Source organism: Paenibacillus sp. J31R98 (assembly GCF_056269245.1).
Window position 1 is genome coordinate 50,160 of sequence record NZ_JBWDNO010000007.1, and the last position, 20,089, is coordinate 70,248.

At 53.0% G+C, this 20,089-nt stretch carries 18 protein-coding genes; 7 read left to right on the forward strand and 11 right to left on the reverse strand.

Features of this window, described 5'->3' with window-relative positions; all coding sequences use genetic code 11:
• Window positions 1-164 precede the first annotated feature (164 nt).
• Complete coding sequence (locus AC0YNX_RS22835; protein WP_475818021.1) at window positions 165-350, reverse strand: hypothetical protein; 186 nt, start codon at window positions 348-350, stop codon at window positions 165-167.
• Window positions 351-634: 284 nt separating this feature from the next.
• Here AC0YNX_RS22835 and mnmL point away from each other — a divergent pair, with 284 nt between their 5' ends.
• From mnmL to AC0YNX_RS22855, 4 genes are read left to right on the forward strand one after another with little or no spacing between them, the layout of a single operon-like run.
• Window positions 635-1,603, forward strand: coding sequence for a tRNA modification radical SAM protein MnmL/YtqA (gene mnmL, locus AC0YNX_RS22840; protein ID WP_475818244.1), 969 nt, complete (start codon window positions 635-637; stop codon window positions 1,601-1,603).
• Between the two features lies 1 nt (window position 1,604).
• Window positions 1,605-2,186, forward strand: coding sequence for a tRNA 5-(aminomethyl)-2-thiouridylate-methyltransferase MnmM (gene mnmM / locus AC0YNX_RS22845; RefSeq protein ID WP_475818022.1), 582 nt, complete (start codon window positions 1,605-1,607; stop codon window positions 2,184-2,186).
• A 53-nt stretch (window positions 2,187-2,239) separates the two neighbouring features.
• Window positions 2,240-2,635, forward strand: coding sequence for a VOC family protein (locus AC0YNX_RS22850; RefSeq protein ID WP_475818023.1), 396 nt, complete (start codon window positions 2,240-2,242; stop codon window positions 2,633-2,635).
• 44 nt (window positions 2,636-2,679) lie between these two features.
• Window positions 2,680-3,645: a type I phosphomannose isomerase catalytic subunit gene (locus AC0YNX_RS22855; RefSeq protein ID WP_475818024.1), complete on the forward strand. Its 966-nt coding sequence runs from the start codon at window positions 2,680-2,682 to the stop codon at window positions 3,643-3,645.
• A gap of 215 nt (window positions 3,646-3,860) precedes the next feature.
• On the opposite strand, the gene AC0YNX_RS22860 is transcribed toward AC0YNX_RS22855, so the two are convergent.
• The 5 genes from AC0YNX_RS22860 to AC0YNX_RS22880 all read right to left on the reverse strand — a co-directional run bounded on the left by AC0YNX_RS22860 (window position 3,861) and on the right by AC0YNX_RS22880 (window position 11,673).
• Complete coding sequence (locus tag AC0YNX_RS22860; RefSeq protein ID WP_475818025.1) at window positions 3,861-6,431, reverse strand: alpha-L-rhamnosidase-related protein; 2,571 nt, start codon at window positions 6,429-6,431, stop codon at window positions 3,861-3,863.
• Between the two features lie 15 nt (window positions 6,432-6,446).
• Window positions 6,447-7,850, reverse strand: a complete 1,404-nt coding sequence (locus AC0YNX_RS22865) for a glycoside hydrolase family 32 protein (protein WP_475818026.1) — start codon at window positions 7,848-7,850, stop codon at window positions 6,447-6,449.
• Between the two features lie 544 nt (window positions 7,851-8,394).
• Window positions 8,395-9,255: a hypothetical protein gene (locus AC0YNX_RS22870; protein WP_475818027.1), complete on the reverse strand. Its 861-nt coding sequence runs from the start codon at window positions 9,253-9,255 to the stop codon at window positions 8,395-8,397.
• 12 nt (window positions 9,256-9,267) lie between these two features.
• Entirely contained in the window at window positions 9,268-10,341 is a 1,074-nt protein-coding gene (locus AC0YNX_RS22875; RefSeq protein ID WP_475818028.1) for a hypothetical protein, read from the reverse strand.
• A gap of 111 nt (window positions 10,342-10,452) precedes the next feature.
• Window positions 10,453-11,673, reverse strand: coding sequence for a glycosyltransferase family 39 protein (locus AC0YNX_RS22880; RefSeq protein ID WP_475818029.1), 1,221 nt, complete (start codon window positions 11,671-11,673; stop codon window positions 10,453-10,455).
• Between the two features lie 198 nt (window positions 11,674-11,871).
• Here AC0YNX_RS22880 and AC0YNX_RS22885 point away from each other — a divergent pair, with 198 nt between their 5' ends.
• The 3 genes from AC0YNX_RS22885 to AC0YNX_RS22895 are packed head-to-tail and all read left to right on the forward strand — an operon-like array spanning window position 11,872 to window position 13,370.
• Entirely contained in the window at window positions 11,872-12,579 is a 708-nt protein-coding gene (locus tag AC0YNX_RS22885) for a glycosyltransferase family 2 protein (RefSeq protein WP_475818030.1), read from the forward strand.
• 60 nt (window positions 12,580-12,639) lie between these two features.
• Window positions 12,640-13,002 (forward strand): DUF2304 domain-containing protein, encoded by a 363-nt coding sequence (locus AC0YNX_RS22890; protein WP_475818031.1) that lies wholly within the window; start codon window positions 12,640-12,642, stop codon window positions 13,000-13,002.
• Window positions 12,999-13,370 carry an EamA family transporter gene (locus tag AC0YNX_RS22895; RefSeq protein WP_475818032.1) on the forward strand — a complete coding sequence of 124 codons (372 nt, stop codon included), beginning with the start codon at window positions 12,999-13,001 and terminating at the stop codon, window positions 13,368-13,370. The genes AC0YNX_RS22890 and AC0YNX_RS22895 overlap by 4 nt, the downstream gene beginning before the upstream one ends.
• A 90-nt stretch (window positions 13,371-13,460) precedes the next feature.
• On the opposite strand, the gene AC0YNX_RS22900 is transcribed toward AC0YNX_RS22895, so the two are convergent.
• The 5 genes from AC0YNX_RS22900 to AC0YNX_RS22920 all read right to left on the reverse strand — a co-directional run bounded on the left by AC0YNX_RS22900 (window position 13,461) and on the right by AC0YNX_RS22920 (window position 20,016).
• Window positions 13,461-14,183, reverse strand: coding sequence for a DsbA family oxidoreductase (locus AC0YNX_RS22900; RefSeq protein WP_475818033.1), 723 nt, complete (start codon window positions 14,181-14,183; stop codon window positions 13,461-13,463).
• Between the two features lie 47 nt (window positions 14,184-14,230).
• Window positions 14,231-15,235: a phosphotransferase gene (locus AC0YNX_RS22905; protein ID WP_475818245.1), complete on the reverse strand. Its 1,005-nt coding sequence runs from the start codon at window positions 15,233-15,235 to the stop codon at window positions 14,231-14,233.
• 185 nt (window positions 15,236-15,420) lie between these two features.
• A complete protein-coding gene (gene mgrA / locus AC0YNX_RS22910) occupies window positions 15,421-16,416 on the reverse strand; it encodes an L-glyceraldehyde 3-phosphate reductase (RefSeq protein ID WP_475818034.1) in 996 nt (331 codons plus the stop codon).
• 70 nt (window positions 16,417-16,486) lie between these two features.
• Entirely contained in the window at window positions 16,487-18,304 is a 1,818-nt protein-coding gene (locus AC0YNX_RS22915) for a B12-binding domain-containing radical SAM protein (protein WP_475818246.1), read from the reverse strand.
• 167 nt (window positions 18,305-18,471) lie between these two features.
• Entirely contained in the window at window positions 18,472-20,016 is a 1,545-nt protein-coding gene (locus AC0YNX_RS22920) for a stalk domain-containing protein (protein WP_475818035.1), read from the reverse strand.
• Between the last annotated feature and the right edge of the window lie 73 nt (window positions 20,017-20,089).

Consider the following 20,089-nt stretch of genomic DNA (forward strand, 5'->3'; position numbering starts at 1 on the left):
CAATTGATTCCTCCACGTATTGATCGCAGGTTACCGCGTTAACTAGTCCTTATTGTGCCCGAATTCCGTGCTGCTTGTAAAGTAAGCACTGGCAAGTAGTCTAGAAAAAACAAAAAAGCCGAGGACGTCCATGGACGCTGCTCAGCTTCATCTTTATTCCAAAGTTAGTTCAGCAGCTGACGAGCAGTGCCTTCTTGCGCTTCCAGCAGGTCATGCAGCTTCTTGCGTGCGGATACCTCGACTTTATGGTTATCGTAGAAACGAATGCCGGCAAGCGACATGAGCTCTTTTCTCGTCAATTCAACAGTTACCTTCTCGTCGCCATTAGGGATCTTTACTTGATTATTCATTCCTCATCACCTCAACTGGTTTTTTCAAAAACGAATTTCCAAATAGAAACCTTACATGAAAAGTGTTATGAAGAGGGGTCGAAAATTGTAGTTTTCATTGATCTGTCGCTCTTTTAATATAACAGGTCATGTTAGGTATTGCAAGCCCTTTTCGAGAAATATCCGCTCTTTTTTTCGTTCTTTCTTCCAGCTTGTCCACGCCTTAAAGATGGCGTTTTGCTCGGAATTTCGTTATGATTGTACTTAGTCAATCTCGAGAACTACAAGCAAGAGGAGCTACTATGATGAAGGTTCAACCTGAAACGGATGCCGTTACCACTACGCCTAGGCTATGGAACGACAAGCGGTTTCATACATGGAATTACGAAATGCGAGAGCAATTCGGCAGCAAAGTGTTTAAAGTGATGCTCGATGCCGGGTTCACTTGTCCGAACCGCGACGGCTCGATCGCGAAGGGCGGCTGCACGTTCTGCAGCGCGCGCGGCTCAGGCGACTTCGCCGGCAGCCGGCGGGACGACCTGGTGACCCAGTTTAATACGATTCGAGACCTGCAGCATCAGAAATGGCCGGCAGCGCAATACATCGGCTATTTCCAGGCTTATACGAATACGTATGCGCCTGTAGAGGAGCTGCGGGAATATTATGAAGCCATTCTCGCTCAGCCCGGCGTAGTCGGCCTATCGATCGCAACCCGGCCGGACTGTCTGCCGGATGACGTTGTCGATTACTTGGCGGAGCTGAACGAGCGCACGTATTTATGGATAGAGATGGGCCTGCAGACGATTCACGAATCGACGTCGGAGCTCATCAACCGTGCGCATGATACTGCTTGCTACGAAGATGCCGTCAAGCGGCTTCGTGCCAGAGGCATCCGCGTATGTGCGCATATTATTTATGGCTTGCCGCAAGAGACGCACGAAATGATGCTCGATACGGGCAAAGCGGTTGCGGCGATGGATGTGCAAGGCGTCAAGATCCACCTGCTCCATCTCATGCGCAAGACGCCGATGGTGAAGCAGTACGAAGCAGGCTTGCTCCGTTTCCTCGATCAGGATGAGTATGTGAAGCTGATCGTCGATACGCTGGAGCTTCTGCCGCCGGAGATGATCGTGCACCGGCTCACCGGCGATGCGCCGCGTGATCTGCTTATCGGCCCGATGTGGAGCCTCAAGAAATGGGAAGTGCTGAACAGCATCGACCATGAACTGGCTGGGCGCGAGACATGGCAAGGTCGGTTGTGGGAGGCTCAGTAAGATGGGCTTCCTCAGCGTGCTCAGCATGGCGCACAAGCTAGTGAAGGAGCGCGCAGCGAGCGGCGATATCGTTATTGACGCTACTTGCGGCAATGGCGTCGATACGCAGTTTCTATGCGAGCTGGTCGGACCGCGCGGCGTTGTCTATGCCTTCGATATTCAGGCGGAGGCGCTGGAACGTACGCGGATGCGGCTGTCCGGGGACAACACTGAGGCGGATCGCATAGCGAAGCTGCAACTCGTGCACGCAAGCCATGCCGAGATGGACAAGCATGTTGCTGCCGATGCCCATGGCAAGGTCGCTGCGATTATGTTCAATCTCGGCTACTTGCCTGGTGCCGATCAGAGCATCATCACAACAACAGACGGGACGATTGCCGCACTTGTAGCTGCGATTGCCCTTCTGCGCAAAGGCGGTATCTTAACCGTCGTCCTCTACCCTGGTCATCCAGGCGGCGGTGAAGAAGCGGATGCTGTTACTCGATTCGCTTCCGAGCTGCCGCAGATGCTTGCGCAGGCTGTGCTGTACCGAATGGCGCAGAAAGCAGAAGCACCTTTTTTGTTAGCGATTGAGAAGCGGTAGGTTAAGAGTAAGAGCAGTCTAACGAATTTCATTTTCCAAGGAGGTCTTTATTCATGGCAGTTCGTAAATTGGAGCATGTTGGCGTTATGGTTAGCAATCTAGAGAATTCGATCAAGTTCTACACCGAAGTAGTTGGACTCAAATATCTGTACACATTGACGCACAACAATGGCGTTATTCGTCTCGGCTTCCTCGCAGGCGCAGACGGGCAGGAGTCCGAAGTCGAGCTGATCGAAGGCTACCCTGGCGAGCTTGCCGAAGAAGGCCGCACGCACCATCTTGCTTTTACGGTGGATGATGTTGAAGCGGAGTTTGAACGGATCCAAGGCCTTGGCGTACCGCTGAAAGAAACGGAAATTACGACGCTGTCTAACGGCGCGCGCTACTTCTTCTTCTACGGCCCGGACCGCGAGTACCTCGAGATGTTCCAGCCTGCAAGCAAAGCCTAACAAATACGCATATACGGCGATTACCTCGTAAGGAGAGAGATACATTGACACAAGCATATCCGCTGCAATTTAAACCAGAGATGAAAGAACGAGTATGGGGAGGCCAAGCGCTTGCGCAATTCGGCCTTGAACTGCCGGAAGGCGCAATCGGTGAAGGCTGGATGATCGGCGACCATCCGAACGGCACAACCAAAGTCATGAACGGTGCTCTCGCCGGACTTGGACTGGACGAGATTCGCATGCAATACGGTCGCGAGTTCTTCGGTACGAAAGGCTACTCCGAGGATGGCCGATTCCCGCTGCTTATCAAGCTGCTGGACTGCAACGACGACCTGTCGATTCAAGTACATCCGACTGATTCGTATGCAGGGCTGCCAAAAGGCGAGCTTGGCAAAACCGAAATGTGGTACATTCTTGCTGCCAAGCCGGGTGCTAAGATCATCTACGGGTTAAAAGAAGGCGTAGACCGTGCAGCGCTCGCTTCCGCAATCGAAGAAGGCCGCGTAATGGACTGCCTGCAAGAGGTTTCCGTCGAAGCCGGCGATGCATTCTACATACCGGCAGGTACGGTTCACGCGTTATGCGCAGGCGTTGTCGTCGCTGAGATTCAGCAGAACTCCGACACGACTTACCGTGTGTTCGACTACAACCGTCCGGGCCTGGACGGCAAGCTTCGCGAGCTTCACGTAGAGGATTCTCTCAACGTAACGGCTTATGAAGGCGCAGGCGCTAGCCGCATGAAGACCGATGCAATCGGTGACAATGAATGGCTCACCATTGCGGAATCGCCGTACTTCGTCGTAGAGAAAGGTCTTGTTCGCGCACCGTGGAAGCTGTCTACGACGCAGGAGTCTTTCGTCATTCTGGTTATTGCCGAAGGAAACGGCTCTCTGAGCTGGGACGGCGGCAAGCAAGAGGTCAAAGCAGGCGAATGCTTCCTGCTCCCTGCCAGCCTTGGCGGCTACGAGCTGGACGGACATTTGACTGTGCTGCGCAGCGTAACGCCTTAATTAGTTGAACATAACGGAGCCCCCTTCGCGTTATTGCGGAGGGGGCTTTTGGCCGATTTGATAATCCGATATGCGCTACATAAGCGCTCTACGATTCGTTAGCGCGTTATTCGAAGTAGGCGGATGGGTAAAGCGCGTCAGTTCGTATGTCCATTCGATGGTTTGCACCTTAAAAACGGAACCCCTTCGCGTTCATGCGAAGGGGTTCTTCATTTCTACTCTATAGACCACAACTCGATACTATGCTTGCCTTTCACACTCGTCGGTATAACATCGACTTGTTCTCCATCGCAAGTCATCCGGAACTTCGTTCCGAAGCCATGAACGGCAATATCCAGCACAGCCTCCCGGTAGCGCAGATTGTCTAACCGGATGTCACGTAGCGTCTCCGGAACGGCAGGCGTAATCGTCATCCCCTTCTCGTCGTACACAATCCCGAGGACGCCGAAGTAGAAGTAAGAGATGAAGCCGGCGGCATGCCAGAGCTGACCTGGCCAACGCCATGCTTTTCCCGTACGGTAATCGATCACTTCGTAGAATGTCTTCGTCATTACGCTATTGCGGACTTGCTGAGCAATGAGCGTCATGAGCAGATCAAGCCTGCCTTCGCGCCCCGCAGCGGCAGCCATCCCGCTCGTCCAGACGACCCAAGCCGCGCCAGCAAAATGGTTGATCTCCTCGCGATACGGGAAGACGTTCACGCCGAACTCGTTCATCGCCACCTCTGGCAGTCGATCCAACATGCGCTGACGCTGCTCCGGCGTGGCAATGCCGTACCTCGGCCACATCGCCATCTCTGCTCCGGCGGATTCCCAGTAGCCTTCACGGTAGCTCTCGCTTCCAATCGGCCCGCTAGTGAAATAACCCGCTTCGTCGTTCCAATATTGCCGCTGAATGCTTCGAAGCAGCAATTCGCCTCTCTCCGCCCAGCTCTTTACCTGTTCCTCCGATTCTCCCATCAGAACGCCCATGCGCGACATCGCCGCGAACGACTCCATGAAATAGGTTTCCGTCGCCAAGCAGAATCCGCCGGCTTCAGGTTCGGGGAACGCATCATTGGAGGTCGACTGATCAGCCGGAACTAAGCCTTGCTCGGGATCAAAGCTCTCATCAAGCTTCGCAATCCGGCTCTTGAGATTCGGCCATGTTTGCTGGATCAAAGTCAGATCGCCCGTCGCCAAGTAATAGTCCCATATGCCGACGATCGGCATCGCCGTTCCGTCTACGCCATTGTCGAAGCCGTCCTTCGTCGTGAAGAGCAGCGATGCCCTTGCGCCTGCCGGGTCCAGCAAATTGCCGGAACGAATCGCGATATGCGTCGTATCCCGCACCCAGACGCCGAAGCCTTCCCCCGGACCTTGGAACTGTCCCGCGGTCCACATCCCTTCCTCGCCAGGACGAGCAAACTCTGGCGAGCCGCACCGATAGAAGACATCTGCGGCGAGCCGGTACGCAGCATCAATCGTCGCATGTCCGGTGTGAACATCCGGAAGCTTCGCGATCTCAGGCTGCGGATGCCAGACATTCCCGCGATCAATGACGCGGGTCATATCATTCGCCCAATTCTTGCGCCACACGAATTCTTCCACCGCACGAGTCGGCGATAGAATCGTATTGCGGTCGGGCACGTATGCCGGCGGCTCGCCATAGACGGCATCTTCAACACGATGGCTATAGATCGTATAGCTCTCCGATTGGTAAATGGTCCTGTCTTCTGCCGGATGAGCCGCTTCGATAAGCAGCCGTTCTGGCGGACTTGGCTCTGTGCCGCGCAGACCATATACGAGTACGGCCACCGACTGTATCATTCCGCTCTGAGCATGCAATTTGAGATAGCGCTGCTGCACATGACCAGTCGCAACTGGAACAGCCAGCACCGCCTCACCGTCGCCCCCGAATATAACTATCGAGGCTTGGTCCAGCAACAATCGCAGCTTGAGGCTGCCTTCGCGCTTCGATAACGAAACCGCTGCACCGTTACATGCAATGGATAATGCGCGCTCGCTCATCTCCACCGCAATCTTGACCCCATAGAGCGTGATCTCGAGCAAATCGCCCTCATTTTCAATCGAGCTAATATCCAGATGAACGTCCAGCAAATCCGATGTTATTGCACTCGGCTCGCCATCCTCCTCCGCAGGCAGAATACAAATATCTGGCCATTCGCCCGGGGCGATGCGAAACAGCAAGCTTTCTTCAAAATGATGCTGTTCGTTCAGATCAGCAACCATCCATTCTCTTTGCCATACACGCAAGTTGTACAGTGCGCTAACTGGTGCAGCATGAAGCTGGACAGTACCCTCTGCCGACCTAAGCAAACTCAGCTCCGCAAGTACGAGCTGCCCACCACTGCTTCCGTGAACAAGTCCCGCAAGGATGACTCGTCCTTGCCCGCAAGCCAGCACTTCCGTATCCACGCCATGCCACAGAGCAGCAGACTCGCTAGCCGAGGTGAAAGACTCGCCGTCCCAATCACCGATTACGTATGTGTGATTCTCGTGGAGGCGGAGCCATTTTGTAAGAGTCGGCTCGTTCTCAATCGGCAGCTCGACTAGGCGACTCTCCCTTGCGCTAGCCCACTCTCGCTCCGTCTGCACTGATGCCTCATGCCAGTGGACGAGATCCCTACTGACCGCAGCTCCCGCTCCTGAACCATCCGCATATGTGAATTCGAAGCACCAATGACCCTGCTCATCCTCGTAATAGAAATCAATTCGTTCGCCAATCCCGCCATGCGCTTCTGCTGCAAAATGAATCCGAGGTCGAAACAATCCAGCTGATTCCATCTTGATCTCCTATTCCTAGCCGATGTTCGCTGCTCGCATCTCCCAAATCTCCAAGCTGGAGATTTGAATTTCCCCACTGGATTGCACACGAATACGGTTGCTGTCTTCCAAGGAAGGATAGACGCGCCCAGTAATACAGACTTCATCGCCGGCAAACAGCTCAACGACCGATTGATCGACGAATAGACGCAGCTGCAATGCTTCCGCATCTTCTTGCAAGTTCAGCTCGGACACCAGATCGGCTTTGCGTACGCCGCTGAACAGACTCGAATGAGAACGATCCAGCGTAACTGTACCCGCCGCAAAGTCAATCCGCACATCGGTATGCTCCCGCCCATCAGCAGAAGCTAGAACGGAGATCGTCACCACCTGAGGAGCATCTGCAGCAGGCTTCTTGATTTCAATCGCAGCTTCGAAGGTGGTCGAGGATACACTCGTATCGAGCGGCTGTTCCTGACTAATGACTACATCGGCAAATGTTACACTCTCGCCCCGCAGCGACGCTAGCTCCGGAACCGGAGTCATCGCAATGCGGCCATTTGGCTTCAGCTCAACAACTCGCGGCAGCGCTAGCGCCCCGTTCCAGTCCAGCTCTACAGGGAAATTCTCTCCTCTGCACTCCGGCATCCAGCCGAGCAGAATGCGGCGGCCCGCTTCGTCAACGAAGCCTGTTGAGGCGTAATATCCATCCCAGCCGCCAGGATCTACGGTTCCGCGACCTTCCACTTCTGTCAGCCCATCGGCGCTCCACGGGCCAGTCACATATTGCACCGGTGCACTTGGGGAATAGAACAGAACTGCTTTATCATCGAATCGGAAGATATGCGGACATTCAAAAATCGCCTCTTCGCCTTTATAGTAAATCCGGTCAAAGCGCCACGCTTCCAAATTGTCGGAATGATAGATCAGCGCAACGCCTTTACCCTCATGAATGCCGCCGGTGATCATTTTCCACCCGTCCTGTTCTTTCCAGACGTATGGGTCGCGCCACTCCGTTACTTTCAGGTCACCATGATGTTCATTTGTGAGCACAGGGTTAAAGTCAGGCTTGTGCCACGAGAGTAAATCTTCGCTATTTCGCTTAACGGTCCACTGCTCCGCACCGCTCGTCGCATTCCGCTCGCCCTCGCCGATGCTCGTATAGAACAAGCGAACATCTTCGCCATCGACAACTGCGCAGCCCGAGTAGCAGTGATGTTCTCCGAGATCGCGGGAAGGCGCCAATGCGGGCGGCAGCTGCTCCCAGTTCACCAGATCGAGACTCTTCGCGTGCCCCCAATGAATCTGGCCCCACTCCGGCGCATCAGGGTTATGTTGGTAGAACAGATGATATTCGCCGTTCAGCTGAAAAGGGCCGTTCGGGTCGTTCATCCAATTGCGAGGCGGTGTAAAATGATACTTCGGTTTGTAACGATCCATAGTTATCTCTCCTTGATATTCACTTTAGTTGACATCGCTTCCAAACGAATACGTTCGCGAAAGCTCGCTGCCATACCTTTGGCAAGTCGCACGTCCAAGTTTTCGATATTCTTGCTCCTGTTCCTCCTATTTCAAAATAAAAAAAGGTCTCCTGAACTGGAGACCCTAAGGTGAACGTGGACGCTATGGTTGCAAAGTGGAAGCCAGCGGATTCAAGTGAATTCAGCACTTCCAGCGATTCTAGGTTTCAACGTTTTCTACATTTCAGCGTTTTCCGTGTTTCAGCGATTTCAGAATTCTAACGAACCCCAGAATCGTTATTCGGCACAAACGGCTCGTTCAGCCAATCTAACGAATCTCAGAGATGTTATTTCAGTAAAATCAGCCTCTTCCAGCAGGAAATGGAGCGAATAAGGCTTCTGGAGTTCGTTACAATTTTTCGAGAGCTATTTTGAGGCTAATAAGGTGTGTACGATGCGTTAGCCGGACGCGCGGCGAGTAATGACTCCTCGCAGCATCATCTTTGCCAAGGTCAAGCATCCGATCACTTCACCTCAATCACGAACGGCGCAACAATCACTTTCCCTTTGTACTGGAACTGCCCCCACAGCTTATAGAGGCCTGCCTTCGGGAATTCCGCATGGAACATGACGTTCGAGCCCGAACTCATATCGGTCGCAGCGTGGACATGGATATATTGCTTCGCCTTCTCGTCGAGAATGACGCAGTGCCCCGCCGTGCCGAGATAAGGCTCAAGCTGAATGAACTTGCCTGTAGCGGCATCCTTCAGCGTGAAGTTCAGCATCGCCATATCGCCTGCACGCACTTCTGCTATATCCGGCATCGCGGATAAAGTGATTTGCAGTCCACCAACGGTTTGCGTTAGCTGCTTGTCAGGCTCCAGCTTCTTCGCGGCGCCATTCTTCCCATCTACCGTCACCCACTGTTTATAGACGGTCAGTCCGGCATCATCCGGCATAAACTCTGAGACGAGCAGGAACTGCCCCCCATGAGGAAAATTCACCTTCGCATGGAACCACCCGTTAGCAGCGTAATCAGGATGGACATGCTCAAAGGTCGACAGGTCGCTGCTGACGACAATGAGATGCATCAGCTTCGTCATGTCTTCTTTGAAATGTTGAACCGGCTTCCCGGAAGGGTCCACCACCTGCAAATCAATGGAGGATTCCTCTTTGCTCTGCAGATTGCGGATACTCGTCGTGTCAATCACGGCTCGATAACCGTTATCGGATACATTCGCCATCTGGTCTTGCTGCAAGTAATGAAGGAGCCCCTTGGAAGGGGGATGAATCTCGACATTGCTCATTGGCTTGCCTGCGCAGCTGCTTAGAATAAGAACGATCAGCAGCATAGTCGCCGCTGTAAAAACTCGTTGTCGCATCATCTTCATCATCATCTATCCTTTGACCGAAGGACGAGGTGCTGCCAGCAGCTGCACGCCAAGCGACAGCAGCGTCGCTTCAACAATTGCGCCAGCCCACAGCTCCGTCTCCCAGCCGATACCGTCCGTTGCGTACATCCATGCGAAATAAAAGCTCCACAGTGCAATCGGCAGCACAGCGCCGACGATTCTTCTCGCCCATTCACGCTCTGGCCGAGCAGCCTTCAGCGCCAGGTAACAAATATCGCCGAGCAGACCTGCCCCGAATGCGATAATAATCGACTGGTAGTTCTCGAACCCGTCCAGTACGTTCATCAATGCCGTAATGATTGTAAAATGCGCAGTCATGACGCCAATGGGCAGCGACCAGCGCTTCATAAGCAGAAAGACAGGAACCATATACACAATCGTATCGACGAGGATATACGTGAGGCCGCGCAGCTCGTTGTTCTCAACAATCATGCCCGAACCGAAAGTGCTTAGATACCAATCAACGGTAGAAGCTGCCGGCAAATTATAGCGGAACATCCACGCATACATGAGGAAGAAGCCAACCGCGCCTGTCGTGATAACAAGCGACACAAACGCTGGCGCGAACTCGCCCCAGCCGGGCTTTACCATCCGTTCATTATGACAACTCGCCCGATAGGGACTCGATACAATGAGAATGCCGCCGATCAGCAGCATCAGATGGGAAGGGCTCAGCAAGGCTGCCGCATTCTTCTCAATGCCGAACACAACATGCCAGTACATATCGAATAAGCCGCCGAATAGAAAAATAACGACTCCGAGCAAGCCTAGCCCATAACCGACAGGAGCTGCTTTTACCCATGAAACTCCCGTGGCTCGCTTCGAACGGTATAGCAGCCAAGTCATCCACAGCGCTGAGGCCATGAAGCCGGAATACAGAATGGCATGCCAAGGCGTGAAGAACGTCTCTACGACTCCGTGATTGTGAGCAAACCCATCCACGAAAATCCCGCCGATGAGCCACATCCCAAACAGGATCGTCATATAGTCTTTGCCCGTCGTCACTCTGACTGTCCGTGCGGCGGTTGTTACAGCTAACGGCGAAGCAGAAGCATTCATCAAAGTCCCTCCCATTAAGGTAGATCATAATTTGTTAGCGCTTACAGCTCCATTGTACTATGCCGATTCACTCCCAACTACTGCCTTTTGCAAAAAAAAGCCGCCCGGTCGTTAACCGGCGGCTTGTTCCCGCTCTTTCCACACGCCTCTTCGCTCGAGCAAAGCGACGATGGTGACAGCGCCAAATATCGTTAATAGACAGACGAGCGGATAACCGTAGCGCCCAAAGGTAATAAATGGTAAATGTATAAACCAATAATAGAGAAAAGGCAGCAGCAGAGGCAGCACGTACTTATAGCGGCGCTTAATGCCTAGCAAGACGATTCCGCTGAACCCGAGCAGCACATAAATCCAATGCACGACATTAATAGCTGGTCTTGGCAAGCCTGGCACCGGCTTTGAGTAGAACGGATTCTCGAACAGTTGCAACGACTTGCCTACCGTAAACCAATACGCATAGTCTAGCGGCTTGTGCGTGAAACCGTACTTAATGATCCGCTGCGCAGCAAGCTTCTCGGAGCTGTCGCTTCCCGTGAACAGCTTCTCATTATACTGCGGATATTGCTCGAAGAACCCTTTTGGCGGCATGGCACGTTCAATCAATGCACCGAGCAGCATCGGGTTGCCTGTTGATTTGGTAAAAGGAATAAACTCATGGAACGCCGCGTAATTGCGAATCCACCAAGGAGACAGCATCAGCATGCTGCATACGCCGATAATCGCCGTGTACTTCACCATATCCTTCAGGCTATAGCGTTGGACAAGCCAGATGATCAGGAAACAGACAGGCAGCAGCGCGCATTGCGGCTTCACGTAACAGGTAATGCCGAGCATGACCCCGGCTATTGCATAAGCGCCTGCTGTCTTTCGCTTGATTGCGTGAATGATGGTGCAGATGAGCAACAAAAAGAGCAGCTTAAACGTCGATTCTGTTAGAATCGCTCCCGAGGCAAACAAGTTCGGGACGTAGATCGCATCAAGAATAACAGCGACAACCGCGACTCGTCTGCCAAGCAGCTCGCGGGCGATAACGAAGATAAGATAGAGTGACACGGTCTGCATGAGACACTGCAGAAGACGGAAGCCCATAACGGCCGCGTCACGATCCAGAAACGACATGAAGCCGCTTAGCACGACAGGTACGACAGGCATGATATAGTTGGTCGGATTCATGCCGCTGTTATAGACAAGAGTGTGATGCTCGAGCAGCACCTGCGCGGCGTGGACGTATTTGACATCATCGTTGTTGCGCTTCTCGTAGGAGCCGAGCAGGAAGTGATCGCCTAGCGACAGCACGACAATGACGTGCACGAGGAAAACGACGGCCAACATGATCCACACAAACCTCCGCATGCGGGATGACTCGTTAGTTAAGGAAAACACCTTAAAACTCCCTTTCCAATTTACTGGTATTTTAAAATAACAGAGATTTCTATTATACTATATAAGATTTGGATAAAAGCAACCCTTACATAGCGCATGAAGGCTAGCTTAACCGCAAGATCGCTAGATAGAAAGAAGGTGCAAGTTATGAGTTCCCAGCAACGCAGCAGCGATATTCTAGTCATTATTCCTGCTTACAACGAAGAAGATACGCTTGCGAAGACCGTCCACGAGCTGAAACGGCATACGCCATATGACTTCATCGTCATTGACGACGGCTCCAAGGACCGTACGCCTGCTATTATTCGGGAGGAAGGCTTCCCCGCTCTCCGGCACGCCGTCAACCTCGGCATCGGCGGCTCTATGCAAAGCGGCTACCGCTATGCCGACCAGAACGGCTATCAATATGCGATCCAGCTCGATGCCGACGGCCAGCACCGCCCTGCCGACATTGCGAAGCTCGTGGAAGAGATTCAATCGAGCGGCTATGACATGGTCATCGGCTCGCGATTCGTCGAGCACAGCAGCTACCGGGGCAGCTTGTCCCGCCGCGCCGGCATTCTGTACTTCTACTGGCTCATACGCCTGCTGACAGGCGTCCGCGTCTATGATCCAACGAGCGGCTTCCGCATCGTCGGGCGCAGAGCAATTGAGCTGTTCTCACGCACATACCCGACAGATTACCCCGAGGTTGAAGTGCTCGTGAGCCTGTCCAAGCGAGGCTACAAGCTCAAGGAGATCAGCGTCGAAATGCGAAATCGACAGGGAGGCGCGTCCTCCATCAATTGGTCGAAGTCGATCTACTATATGATGAAGGTTACGATGTTCTCGGTCATTCGGAAGAGCTTCTCGTAATTGGAACAAAAGAACCAAAGATCGAAAGAAACGCCACTGAAAGGACAAGGTCCCTAATCTATGAATCAGCTTGTTGCCATCCTGATAACGCTATTCTTCCTCGGCCTCATCGTCTCGTTCACGGTGACGCATAAACTGAAAGATCGCTATGCGTTCCTATGGCTCATCACGGCCATTGCCGGCGTGCTCTCAGCCGCCTGCATTCCTCTGCTAAACAGGTTCGCGCTATGGCTCGGCATCGCGTACATGCCGACATTCGTCTTCCTCGTTACGATTATTTTCATCCTGGCGCTCTTAGTGAGGCAGACGATGAGCTTATCGAACCAGTCGGAGAAGATGAAGAGGCTGACGCAGGAATTCGCCGTCATGGAGAAGAAACTGCTTGAACTTCAGCAATCTGTGGAAGGACGTGAATCCGTATGAACATGTCATCCTTCCTTCTCATTCTCGCCAACACGCTCATGCTCGTAACTGGGCAGTTCTTGTGGAAATACGGGCTGATGCAGCGCGAGAAGCCATTCGAGTCGATTCGTACGATTCTTGAGCTCATCTTCTCCCCTTACATCATCGGCGGCTTGTTCATCTATGGCTGCGCAACGGTGCTCTGGCTGTTCATCGTTTCCCGCGTTGATCTCAGCCTTGCTTACCCGATTCAAAGTCTCGCCTATATCATCTCGATCATCGGCGCTTACTACTTCTTCGGCGAGTCACTATCGGCTCTGAAGATTGTCGGCTGCCTGCTCATTCTGGCAGGGGTCGCTTGCATCGGATTGTCCGGCAAATATGCGTAAAATAATAAAAGCACGGCATGGGGTGGATTCCACCTTTGCCGTGCTTTTGCTTATTTGCTTATGTCATGTCGTTTGACGATGCAAGCCGATTTACTTGGCTTCGTCGATACCGCATGCATCGTCCGTGCACACTTGACCATCCGCGCCAGACGATGAAGGATCGAGAATAATTAGCGGCTTCTCTTCCTCCCAGCTCTTGTTCAGCACATCGAGGAAGACATCGCTCTGCTGCGCGCCGGATACCGCGTATTTGCGGTTAACGACGAAGAACGGCACGCCGTTCGCGCCTAGCTGGTTAGCTTCCGCGCACTCCGCAAGCACTTCCTGCTTGTAAGCATCGCTGTTCAGCGCCGCTTCAAGCGCTTCCGGATCAAGGCCGGCTTCAGCCGCGATGCCCTTCAGCGTCTCCATCTTCGCAATATGCTTCGAGTCGGTGAAGTACGCCTTGAACAGCAGCTCCGCCACTTCCGTCCGCTTGCCATGCGCCGCGCCGAAATGAATGAGACGATGCGCGTCGAACGAGTTCGCTGGAATCGCGTGGTCGAAGTTGTACTCGAGGCCAAGCGCAGCCGCCTGTTGCACTAGACCTGCGTGCATCTGGACCGATTGCTCGCGGCTAACGCCGTACTTCTTCGCGACGAGGCCGTACACATCGTGATCCGGGTCCTTCGAAGCGTTCGGGTCGAGCTGGAAGCTGCGGTAAATCACCTCAACCTCATCTTTATGCTTGAACTGTTCCAGACCCTCTTCAAAACGGCGTTTGCCAATATAGCAGAACGGACACATGATGTCCGACCAAATTTCAACTTTCATCAATGGAGTTCACCCCTTCTCTCTTGTAGCTCCATTATAGACCTCGCCTACAGGTAAGACAATGTTTGAGAGAGGTTGAACGACATGATTTCCTGCGCTAGCGCTCGATTCGGAAATCCGCGCTGCAGCAGCTTGAGGCCCCCATCTGCACAGGAGATATGATGGCATAGCTTGTAGAAACGCATCCTGACCTCGTCGAGGTCTTCTCTAGTCAAGTAGCGCTCATAGTTCGCGAAGCGGAATTGCAGGAAGCTGTGCTCATGCTCCAAATCGAAGAATTGTGCTCCTTCGATGTCGATCAGATACGGTTCAAGCTGCTCATTCAACAGGATGTGATCAGGCCCAAGCTCGCTATGAATGAGGCGATAATCAGCGCGGGGAACGATGCTTTCACGAATTCTCTCTAGCAGCTCTTCAAGCTTCCCTTGCTGCGGCGGCGACAATTTCTTTTCCTGCATGAGAAAAGAGAGATTTCGCCTCGCATTGTCATGGATGCCTGCTTCACATCTGGCCGTGCGCGATCCATCAGGCAGCTTGCCTGCTGAGGTAAGCTGCCCCCAGCTCGCATGACGGATCTGATGCAGCTTGCCAAGCAGCTCTTGGCAGCCGCCGAATACTTTGTCCCGCACCGCAGTGGATGGGTGCTCCATATAAGGCTGTAAATCACCGCCACCGACATACTCCACCAAGGCGTAATCGAAAGGATAACGCTCCCGCGAAGTGTTCACCGCATAGATCGCAGGCGTTCTTACGCCATGCTCACGCATGAACCTATTGTTGTTGAGGAATAGCTCCGCGCCAAAGGAACTCTGCCCATCATGATCTTCTGCCGCCGCTTCTTCGATCTCCGCTTGAAAATAATTGAGCGAGATATCCCAAATATAGAGCATCAACGTGCTGCCATTTCCCGTACGCACACGATAGACGACCTTCTGTGCGCCGCCGTGCATATTCGTCACTTCTGCCACCGAATAATCGTTCCCGAGCGCCTGCCGCAGCTCATTCGTCAGATCGTCTTGCTGCACCGGACAGTCCCAGCTCTCCCTCTCCATCACGCCACCACAGCTCCCTTGTTTGTCGCTTCCTCGCACAAACAAACATACCGAAAAACTCGCATGAAATATAGACTGTTTCGAGACCCGATGTTATGATGTTGAATGAGTTCTATGTTTTTTCACCCATACAAACAAACAAAAGCCTTGGAGGACCAAATCGGTCTCCCAAGGCTTCTTCTTTATTATGCACGAATGATGTCTTCAATGCTTGCCAGCTCTTCGCTCGTGAACGACAGATTGTTCAGCGCCGCCACGTTGTCTTCGATTTGGCTGACACGGCTTGCGCCGATCAATGCCGAAGTCACGCGTCCGCCGCGGAGCACCCATGCGAGCGCCATCTGTGCGAGCGATTGACCGCGTTCTGCTGCAATTGCGTTCAGCTTGTTCAGCTGCGCCACGCGCTGAGCACTAACTGCGCTCTCTTGCAGGAAGCCCGTCTTGCTTGCCGCACGCGAATCTGTCGGAATGCTGCCAGTCAAATATTTGTTCGTCAGCAGACCTTGTGCCAGCGGACAGAAGGCGATGCTGCCTACGCCGTTCTCTTCAAGCACATCCTGCAGGCCGTTCTCGATCCAGCGGTCGAACATATTGTAGCTCGGCTGGTGGATCAGCAGCGGCGTGCCAAGCTGCTTCATAATCTTGATCGCTTCCGCGGATTGCTCAGCGCTATAGCTGGAGATACCGACATACAGAGCCTTGCCGGAACGGACCATATGATCGAGCGCGCCCATTGTTTCTTCAAGCGGCGTCTCTGGATCTGGACGGTGCGAATAGAAAATATCAACGTACTCCAGGTTCATCCGTTTCAAGCTTTGCTCAAGGCTAGCGATCAGGTACTTGCGCGAGCCCCATTCGCCGTATGGCCCCGGCCACATGTAGTAACCGGCTTTGGAGGAGATGATCATCTCGTCGCGGTATGGCTTGAAGTCCGTCTGCATAATCCGGCCGAACATTTCTTCTGCCGATCCTGCCGGAGGGCCGTAGTTGTTCGCGAGGTCAAAATGCGTAATGCCAAGGTCAAAAGCACGAGTCAGCATTGCGCGGCCGTTCTCATACGTATCCACGCCGCCGAAGTTGTGCCACAATCCAAGGGAAATCGCTGGAAGCTTCAGGCCGGAACGCCCAACGCGATTGTATTTCATCGATCCATAACGCTCGTTATTTGCCGCATATACCATGTTTCTATCGCTCCTCTATTGAGTGTACTTGTACGAAACTATTAAAGCTTACAACAATTAACAACACGGCTCAAGCTTGACTTACCGGAATGAGAGGGAGCGTATAGAATTGTGCCGTTCGCACATCGCTCTTGCCGCCACCGCTATAGATAACGATCAACAATGTTTCTTCCTCCGTCGACACTACGCCTTCTGCGAGGTATTTCTTCAGATCGAACGGCAGCTGCTCAATAACCGCATGCTTCTGAAGCTCCTTCTCGCTAAGGCCAAGCGCTGCGAACTGCTCGGATACATCCTGCGGTCGCTCGGCAAGGCGCTGCATCCAGCTGCCAAGCACCTGCTTGTCCATCGTGAAGTCCCACCACACCTTGCGCGGCTTGTAATTATGCTGAAGGAAGTAATCGAGCTTCATGAGTCCAAGCACAACGTCCAGCGACCACTCCCCGCCATCTTCTTGGGCTTGCTTACGACTATGCTCCTCGGATAGGAACGACCAGAGCCGCGAGAACAGATCCTCCAGCTGGTGACCGATCTTCTGCCAGCCGCGTCCTTCCCAGAAGTCCCCGAACTGCTGGAAGAAGTCGAACGCCGAAGGGAAGGCGCGCTCCACGAGGTAGAGCAGCGCATGGTCCATCCGGTGCGCATTCCAATATTTCTCCAGCACATCCTCGACCCGCTTAATGCGCACGATGTCCGAGAACGGCATAATGTCGTTGCCGAGAATCTCGTACGGCGCACGGTCCATGTAGATGTACCCGTGCTTCTCCGCATCAAGGCGCATGCCTGTGCCGCGCAGCATCTTCAAGAAGCCAAGCTGCAGCTCCTCAGGGCGAAGCTCGAACACGTCATTGAAGGTTTTGCGGAAGGAGTTGTAATCCTCGTGAGGCAGACCGGCAATCAAGTCAAGATGCTGATCGATCTTGCCGCTCTCCTTGACCTTCATGACGGTACGCGTCAGCTTCGCAAAGTTCTGGCGGCGCTGCACCGCTTCGTTCGTCAGATCATTGGTCGACTGCACGCCAATCTCGAAGCGGAATATACCTGGAGGAGCATGCTCCGCCAAGTAATCGAGCACTTCTGGGCGCATAATGTCCGCCGTAATCTCGAACTGGAATACGCAGCCGCGGTGATTCTCGATGAGGAACTGGAAGATCTCGAGCGCATAGTCCCGCTTAATATTAAACGTCCGGTCAACGAACTTAATCAGCTTCGCTCCGGCATCAATCAAGTAGAGAATGTCCGACTTCGTCCGTTCCATATCGAAATAACGAACGCCGACCTCAATACTGGAGAGGCAGAACTGGCAGCTGAACGGACAGCCTCGGCTCGTCTCGAAGTAGACGACACGACTGGCTAGACGCGGTATATCTTCCGCAAACCGGTGTGGCGACGGCAATGTAGCCAGATCCAGCTTCGGCCTTGGCGGGTTCACGATAATCTCGATTCGTCCGTCCTGATGCTCTTTGCGATACGCAAGCCCGAAGACGAGATGGAACTTGCATGTGCTGGACAGCTCGGTCAGCAGATGGTGGAACGTCTCTTCCCCTTCGCCGACGACGATATAATCGACCTGCTTCAGCCGCTCCAGCCAGCCTTGCGTATCGTAGCTAACTTCCGGACCGCCGAGCACGATCTTGATGTCCGGCTTTATTTTGCGGAGCATGTCGATGACTGTAATCGTCTCTTCAATGTTCCAGATGTAGCAGGAGAACCCGACCACATCGGCGTTTCTCGCATATAAATCCGCGACGATGTTCATCGCCGGATCTTTGATCGTATATTCAGCTATATCGATATCAAAATCTTTCTCGCTGTACGCCTTCAAGCAGCGCAGAGCAAGGGAGGTATGAATAAACTTTGCGTTAAGCGTCGCCAATACGACTTTCATCTTCGTCATTCCTTCACCATGCTTAAATAGAAACCATTCCTATATTGTAACGAACTTGATGGCAAAAAAGAAGAGCAGTTCCGCTCCCACGCTTCGCGCCAGCATTTCGCCAGCTTTAGCTGCTAACACAGCTTGCATTGGAATGAACTACTCTTCCTTCTTTATCTCTACGTGCGTACTTTCACGATCGCTTTCTCTTTGCCCTGATACTCAATAACCGGGAAGCGGACCCGCCACTTGCCATTACCTTCATCCGTCACTTCGTCTGGCTCAAAGCCGCGCGGCTCGAAGGTGAACTCTTGGTCATAGTAGACGGTCAGCTGGATCTTATCGTCTGGCAGCATCCGGCGAAGCTCATAGCCGGTATTCAGTGCCCAAAGACGTAGATCCTGATTCGCTTCTTCGCCATAAACCATGTAGAAGCTTGGATCAATAACCGCATTAATAACGAGCCAGCCTTCCGAATCACGCTTGACGTCGAACTGTTTCAGCACTGTTGTGCCTTCCGTCGTTTGGATGGCAGAGAATTGATCATCCATCAGGTCACGGATCTCGTCGGTAGAAGCACCTACGAGTGAAGCAGGCAGCTCCTGCGGCAGGAATTCAATCTTCGCCGGAGGGCTGTCTTCCAGGTCGTACAGCAGCATCTGAATGTTCAGCGATGAGATCGCGAAGTTCAAATCCGCTTGCGTCGCATCAATACCGGACGATGTAATGCCGATCAGCTGTCCGTAATCGTTGAACAAGCCGCCGCCCGAGCTGCCGTGGTCAATCGGTGCACTGATCTGGTAGAGCTGGGCGTTATCGGTAATAATGTTGCTGATGACGCCGTCCGACACCGTATTCTGCAAACCGAGAGGGCTGCCGATTGCAACGACATGGTCGCCTTTATAAGCGGAGAAGCCGATCTCAACCGGATTAATGCCAAGCGATGTCGTCGTTTGAATAACAGCTAGATCGGAATCCTTGTTATAACCGACGATGCCCTGGATTTTGAAATCTTTGCCGTCCAGCGTTGTAATACTGCCTTGTGTTGCGCCTTGCATCACATGGTAATTCGTAAGAATCTGATTCTTACCGATGACCACGCCGCTGCCTTGCGCGACATCAGTCGTAATCATGACGACTTTGCTGTCATTCTTCGCGACGATCTGCTTCGTTGTCAGGACGACAGGCGCTTTATCCTGATTCTTCTCCTCAGCTGCTTCCTGCGCTTTCTTCGCAATCGCTTCGCTCGAAGTAATTCGAATCGTGTTGTTCGCTGCCAGCTGGACGTCAGCGCCAAGCGCTTCCGCCACGAATCGAAGCGGGACCATCGTAGCGCCCTTAATCTGCTGCGGGGCCTGCGTTAGCGTCAGCGTCTTCCCGTTCTGCACGGCTTTCTTCGAGCCCAGCTGAAGCGAGATCGTTGTGCGCCCCTTCACGATGAGGATCGTCTTCGTCGATGCTTCATAGGTCACGCTTGCATGAAGCGCGCTAAAGATCGAACGCATCGGGACGAACGTTGTCCCTTTGATCTGCTGAGGTGCCGGGTTAAGTGCGAGCTTCTTGCCATCCAAGATGACGGAATAAGTTGACGATTGAACGGCTTTTGCTGTCGTTACTGTTGCTGCTGAAGCCGTGCCTGTTGCTCCGATAACCGGTGATAGAATAAGGCCTGCTGATAGTACGGATAGCACTATGTTGCTCTTCCATTTAATTGTCCAATTCACGCTGTAGGTTCCTCCAGTAATCTCCCAAATCTTACATCTCTCTCGTCTCGTAATCGTAACACTCGCAATCTTC

What these genes read in the sequence shown, in the direction of transcription:
- AC0YNX_RS22835 (WP_475818021.1), bottom strand. Translation starts at nt 350, where the DNA reads ATGAATAATCAAGTAAAGATCCCTAATGGCGACGAGAAGGTAACTGTT.
- mnmL (WP_475818244.1), top strand. Translation starts at nt 635, where the DNA reads ATGAAGGTTCAACCTGAAACGGATGCCGTTACCACTACGCCTAGGCTA.
- mnmM (WP_475818022.1), top strand. Translation starts at nt 1,605, where the DNA reads ATGGGCTTCCTCAGCGTGCTCAGCATGGCGCACAAGCTAGTGAAGGAG.
- AC0YNX_RS22850 (WP_475818023.1), top strand. Translation starts at nt 2,240, where the DNA reads ATGGCAGTTCGTAAATTGGAGCATGTTGGCGTTATGGTTAGCAATCTA.
- AC0YNX_RS22860 (WP_475818025.1), bottom strand. Translation starts at nt 6,431, where the DNA reads ATGGAATCAGCTGGATTGTTTCGACCTCGGATTCATTTTGCAGCAGAA.
- AC0YNX_RS22865 (WP_475818026.1), bottom strand. Translation starts at nt 7,850, where the DNA reads ATGGATCGTTACAAACCGAAGTATCATTTTACACCGCCTCGCAATTGG.
- AC0YNX_RS22870 (WP_475818027.1), bottom strand. Translation starts at nt 9,255, where the DNA reads ATGATGCGACAACGAGTTTTTACAGCGGCGACTATGCTGCTGATCGTT.
- AC0YNX_RS22875 (WP_475818028.1), bottom strand. Translation starts at nt 10,341, where the DNA reads ATGAATGCTTCTGCTTCGCCGTTAGCTGTAACAACCGCCGCACGGACA.
- AC0YNX_RS22880 (WP_475818029.1), bottom strand. Translation starts at nt 11,673, where the DNA reads ATGTTGGCCGTCGTTTTCCTCGTGCACGTCATTGTCGTGCTGTCGCTA.
- AC0YNX_RS22885 (WP_475818030.1), top strand. Translation starts at nt 11,872, where the DNA reads ATGAGTTCCCAGCAACGCAGCAGCGATATTCTAGTCATTATTCCTGCT.
- AC0YNX_RS22890 (WP_475818031.1), top strand. Translation starts at nt 12,640, where the DNA reads ATGAATCAGCTTGTTGCCATCCTGATAACGCTATTCTTCCTCGGCCTC.
- AC0YNX_RS22895 (WP_475818032.1), top strand. Translation starts at nt 12,999, where the DNA reads ATGAACATGTCATCCTTCCTTCTCATTCTCGCCAACACGCTCATGCTC.
- AC0YNX_RS22900 (WP_475818033.1), bottom strand. Translation starts at nt 14,183, where the DNA reads ATGAAAGTTGAAATTTGGTCGGACATCATGTGTCCGTTCTGCTATATT.
- AC0YNX_RS22905 (WP_475818245.1), bottom strand. Translation starts at nt 15,235, where the DNA reads ATGGAGAGGGAGAGCTGGGACTGTCCGGTGCAGCAAGACGATCTGACG.
- mgrA (WP_475818034.1), bottom strand. Translation starts at nt 16,416, where the DNA reads ATGGTATATGCGGCAAATAACGAGCGTTATGGATCGATGAAATACAAT.
- AC0YNX_RS22915 (WP_475818246.1), bottom strand. Translation starts at nt 18,304, where the DNA reads ATGAAAGTCGTATTGGCGACGCTTAACGCAAAGTTTATTCATACCTCC.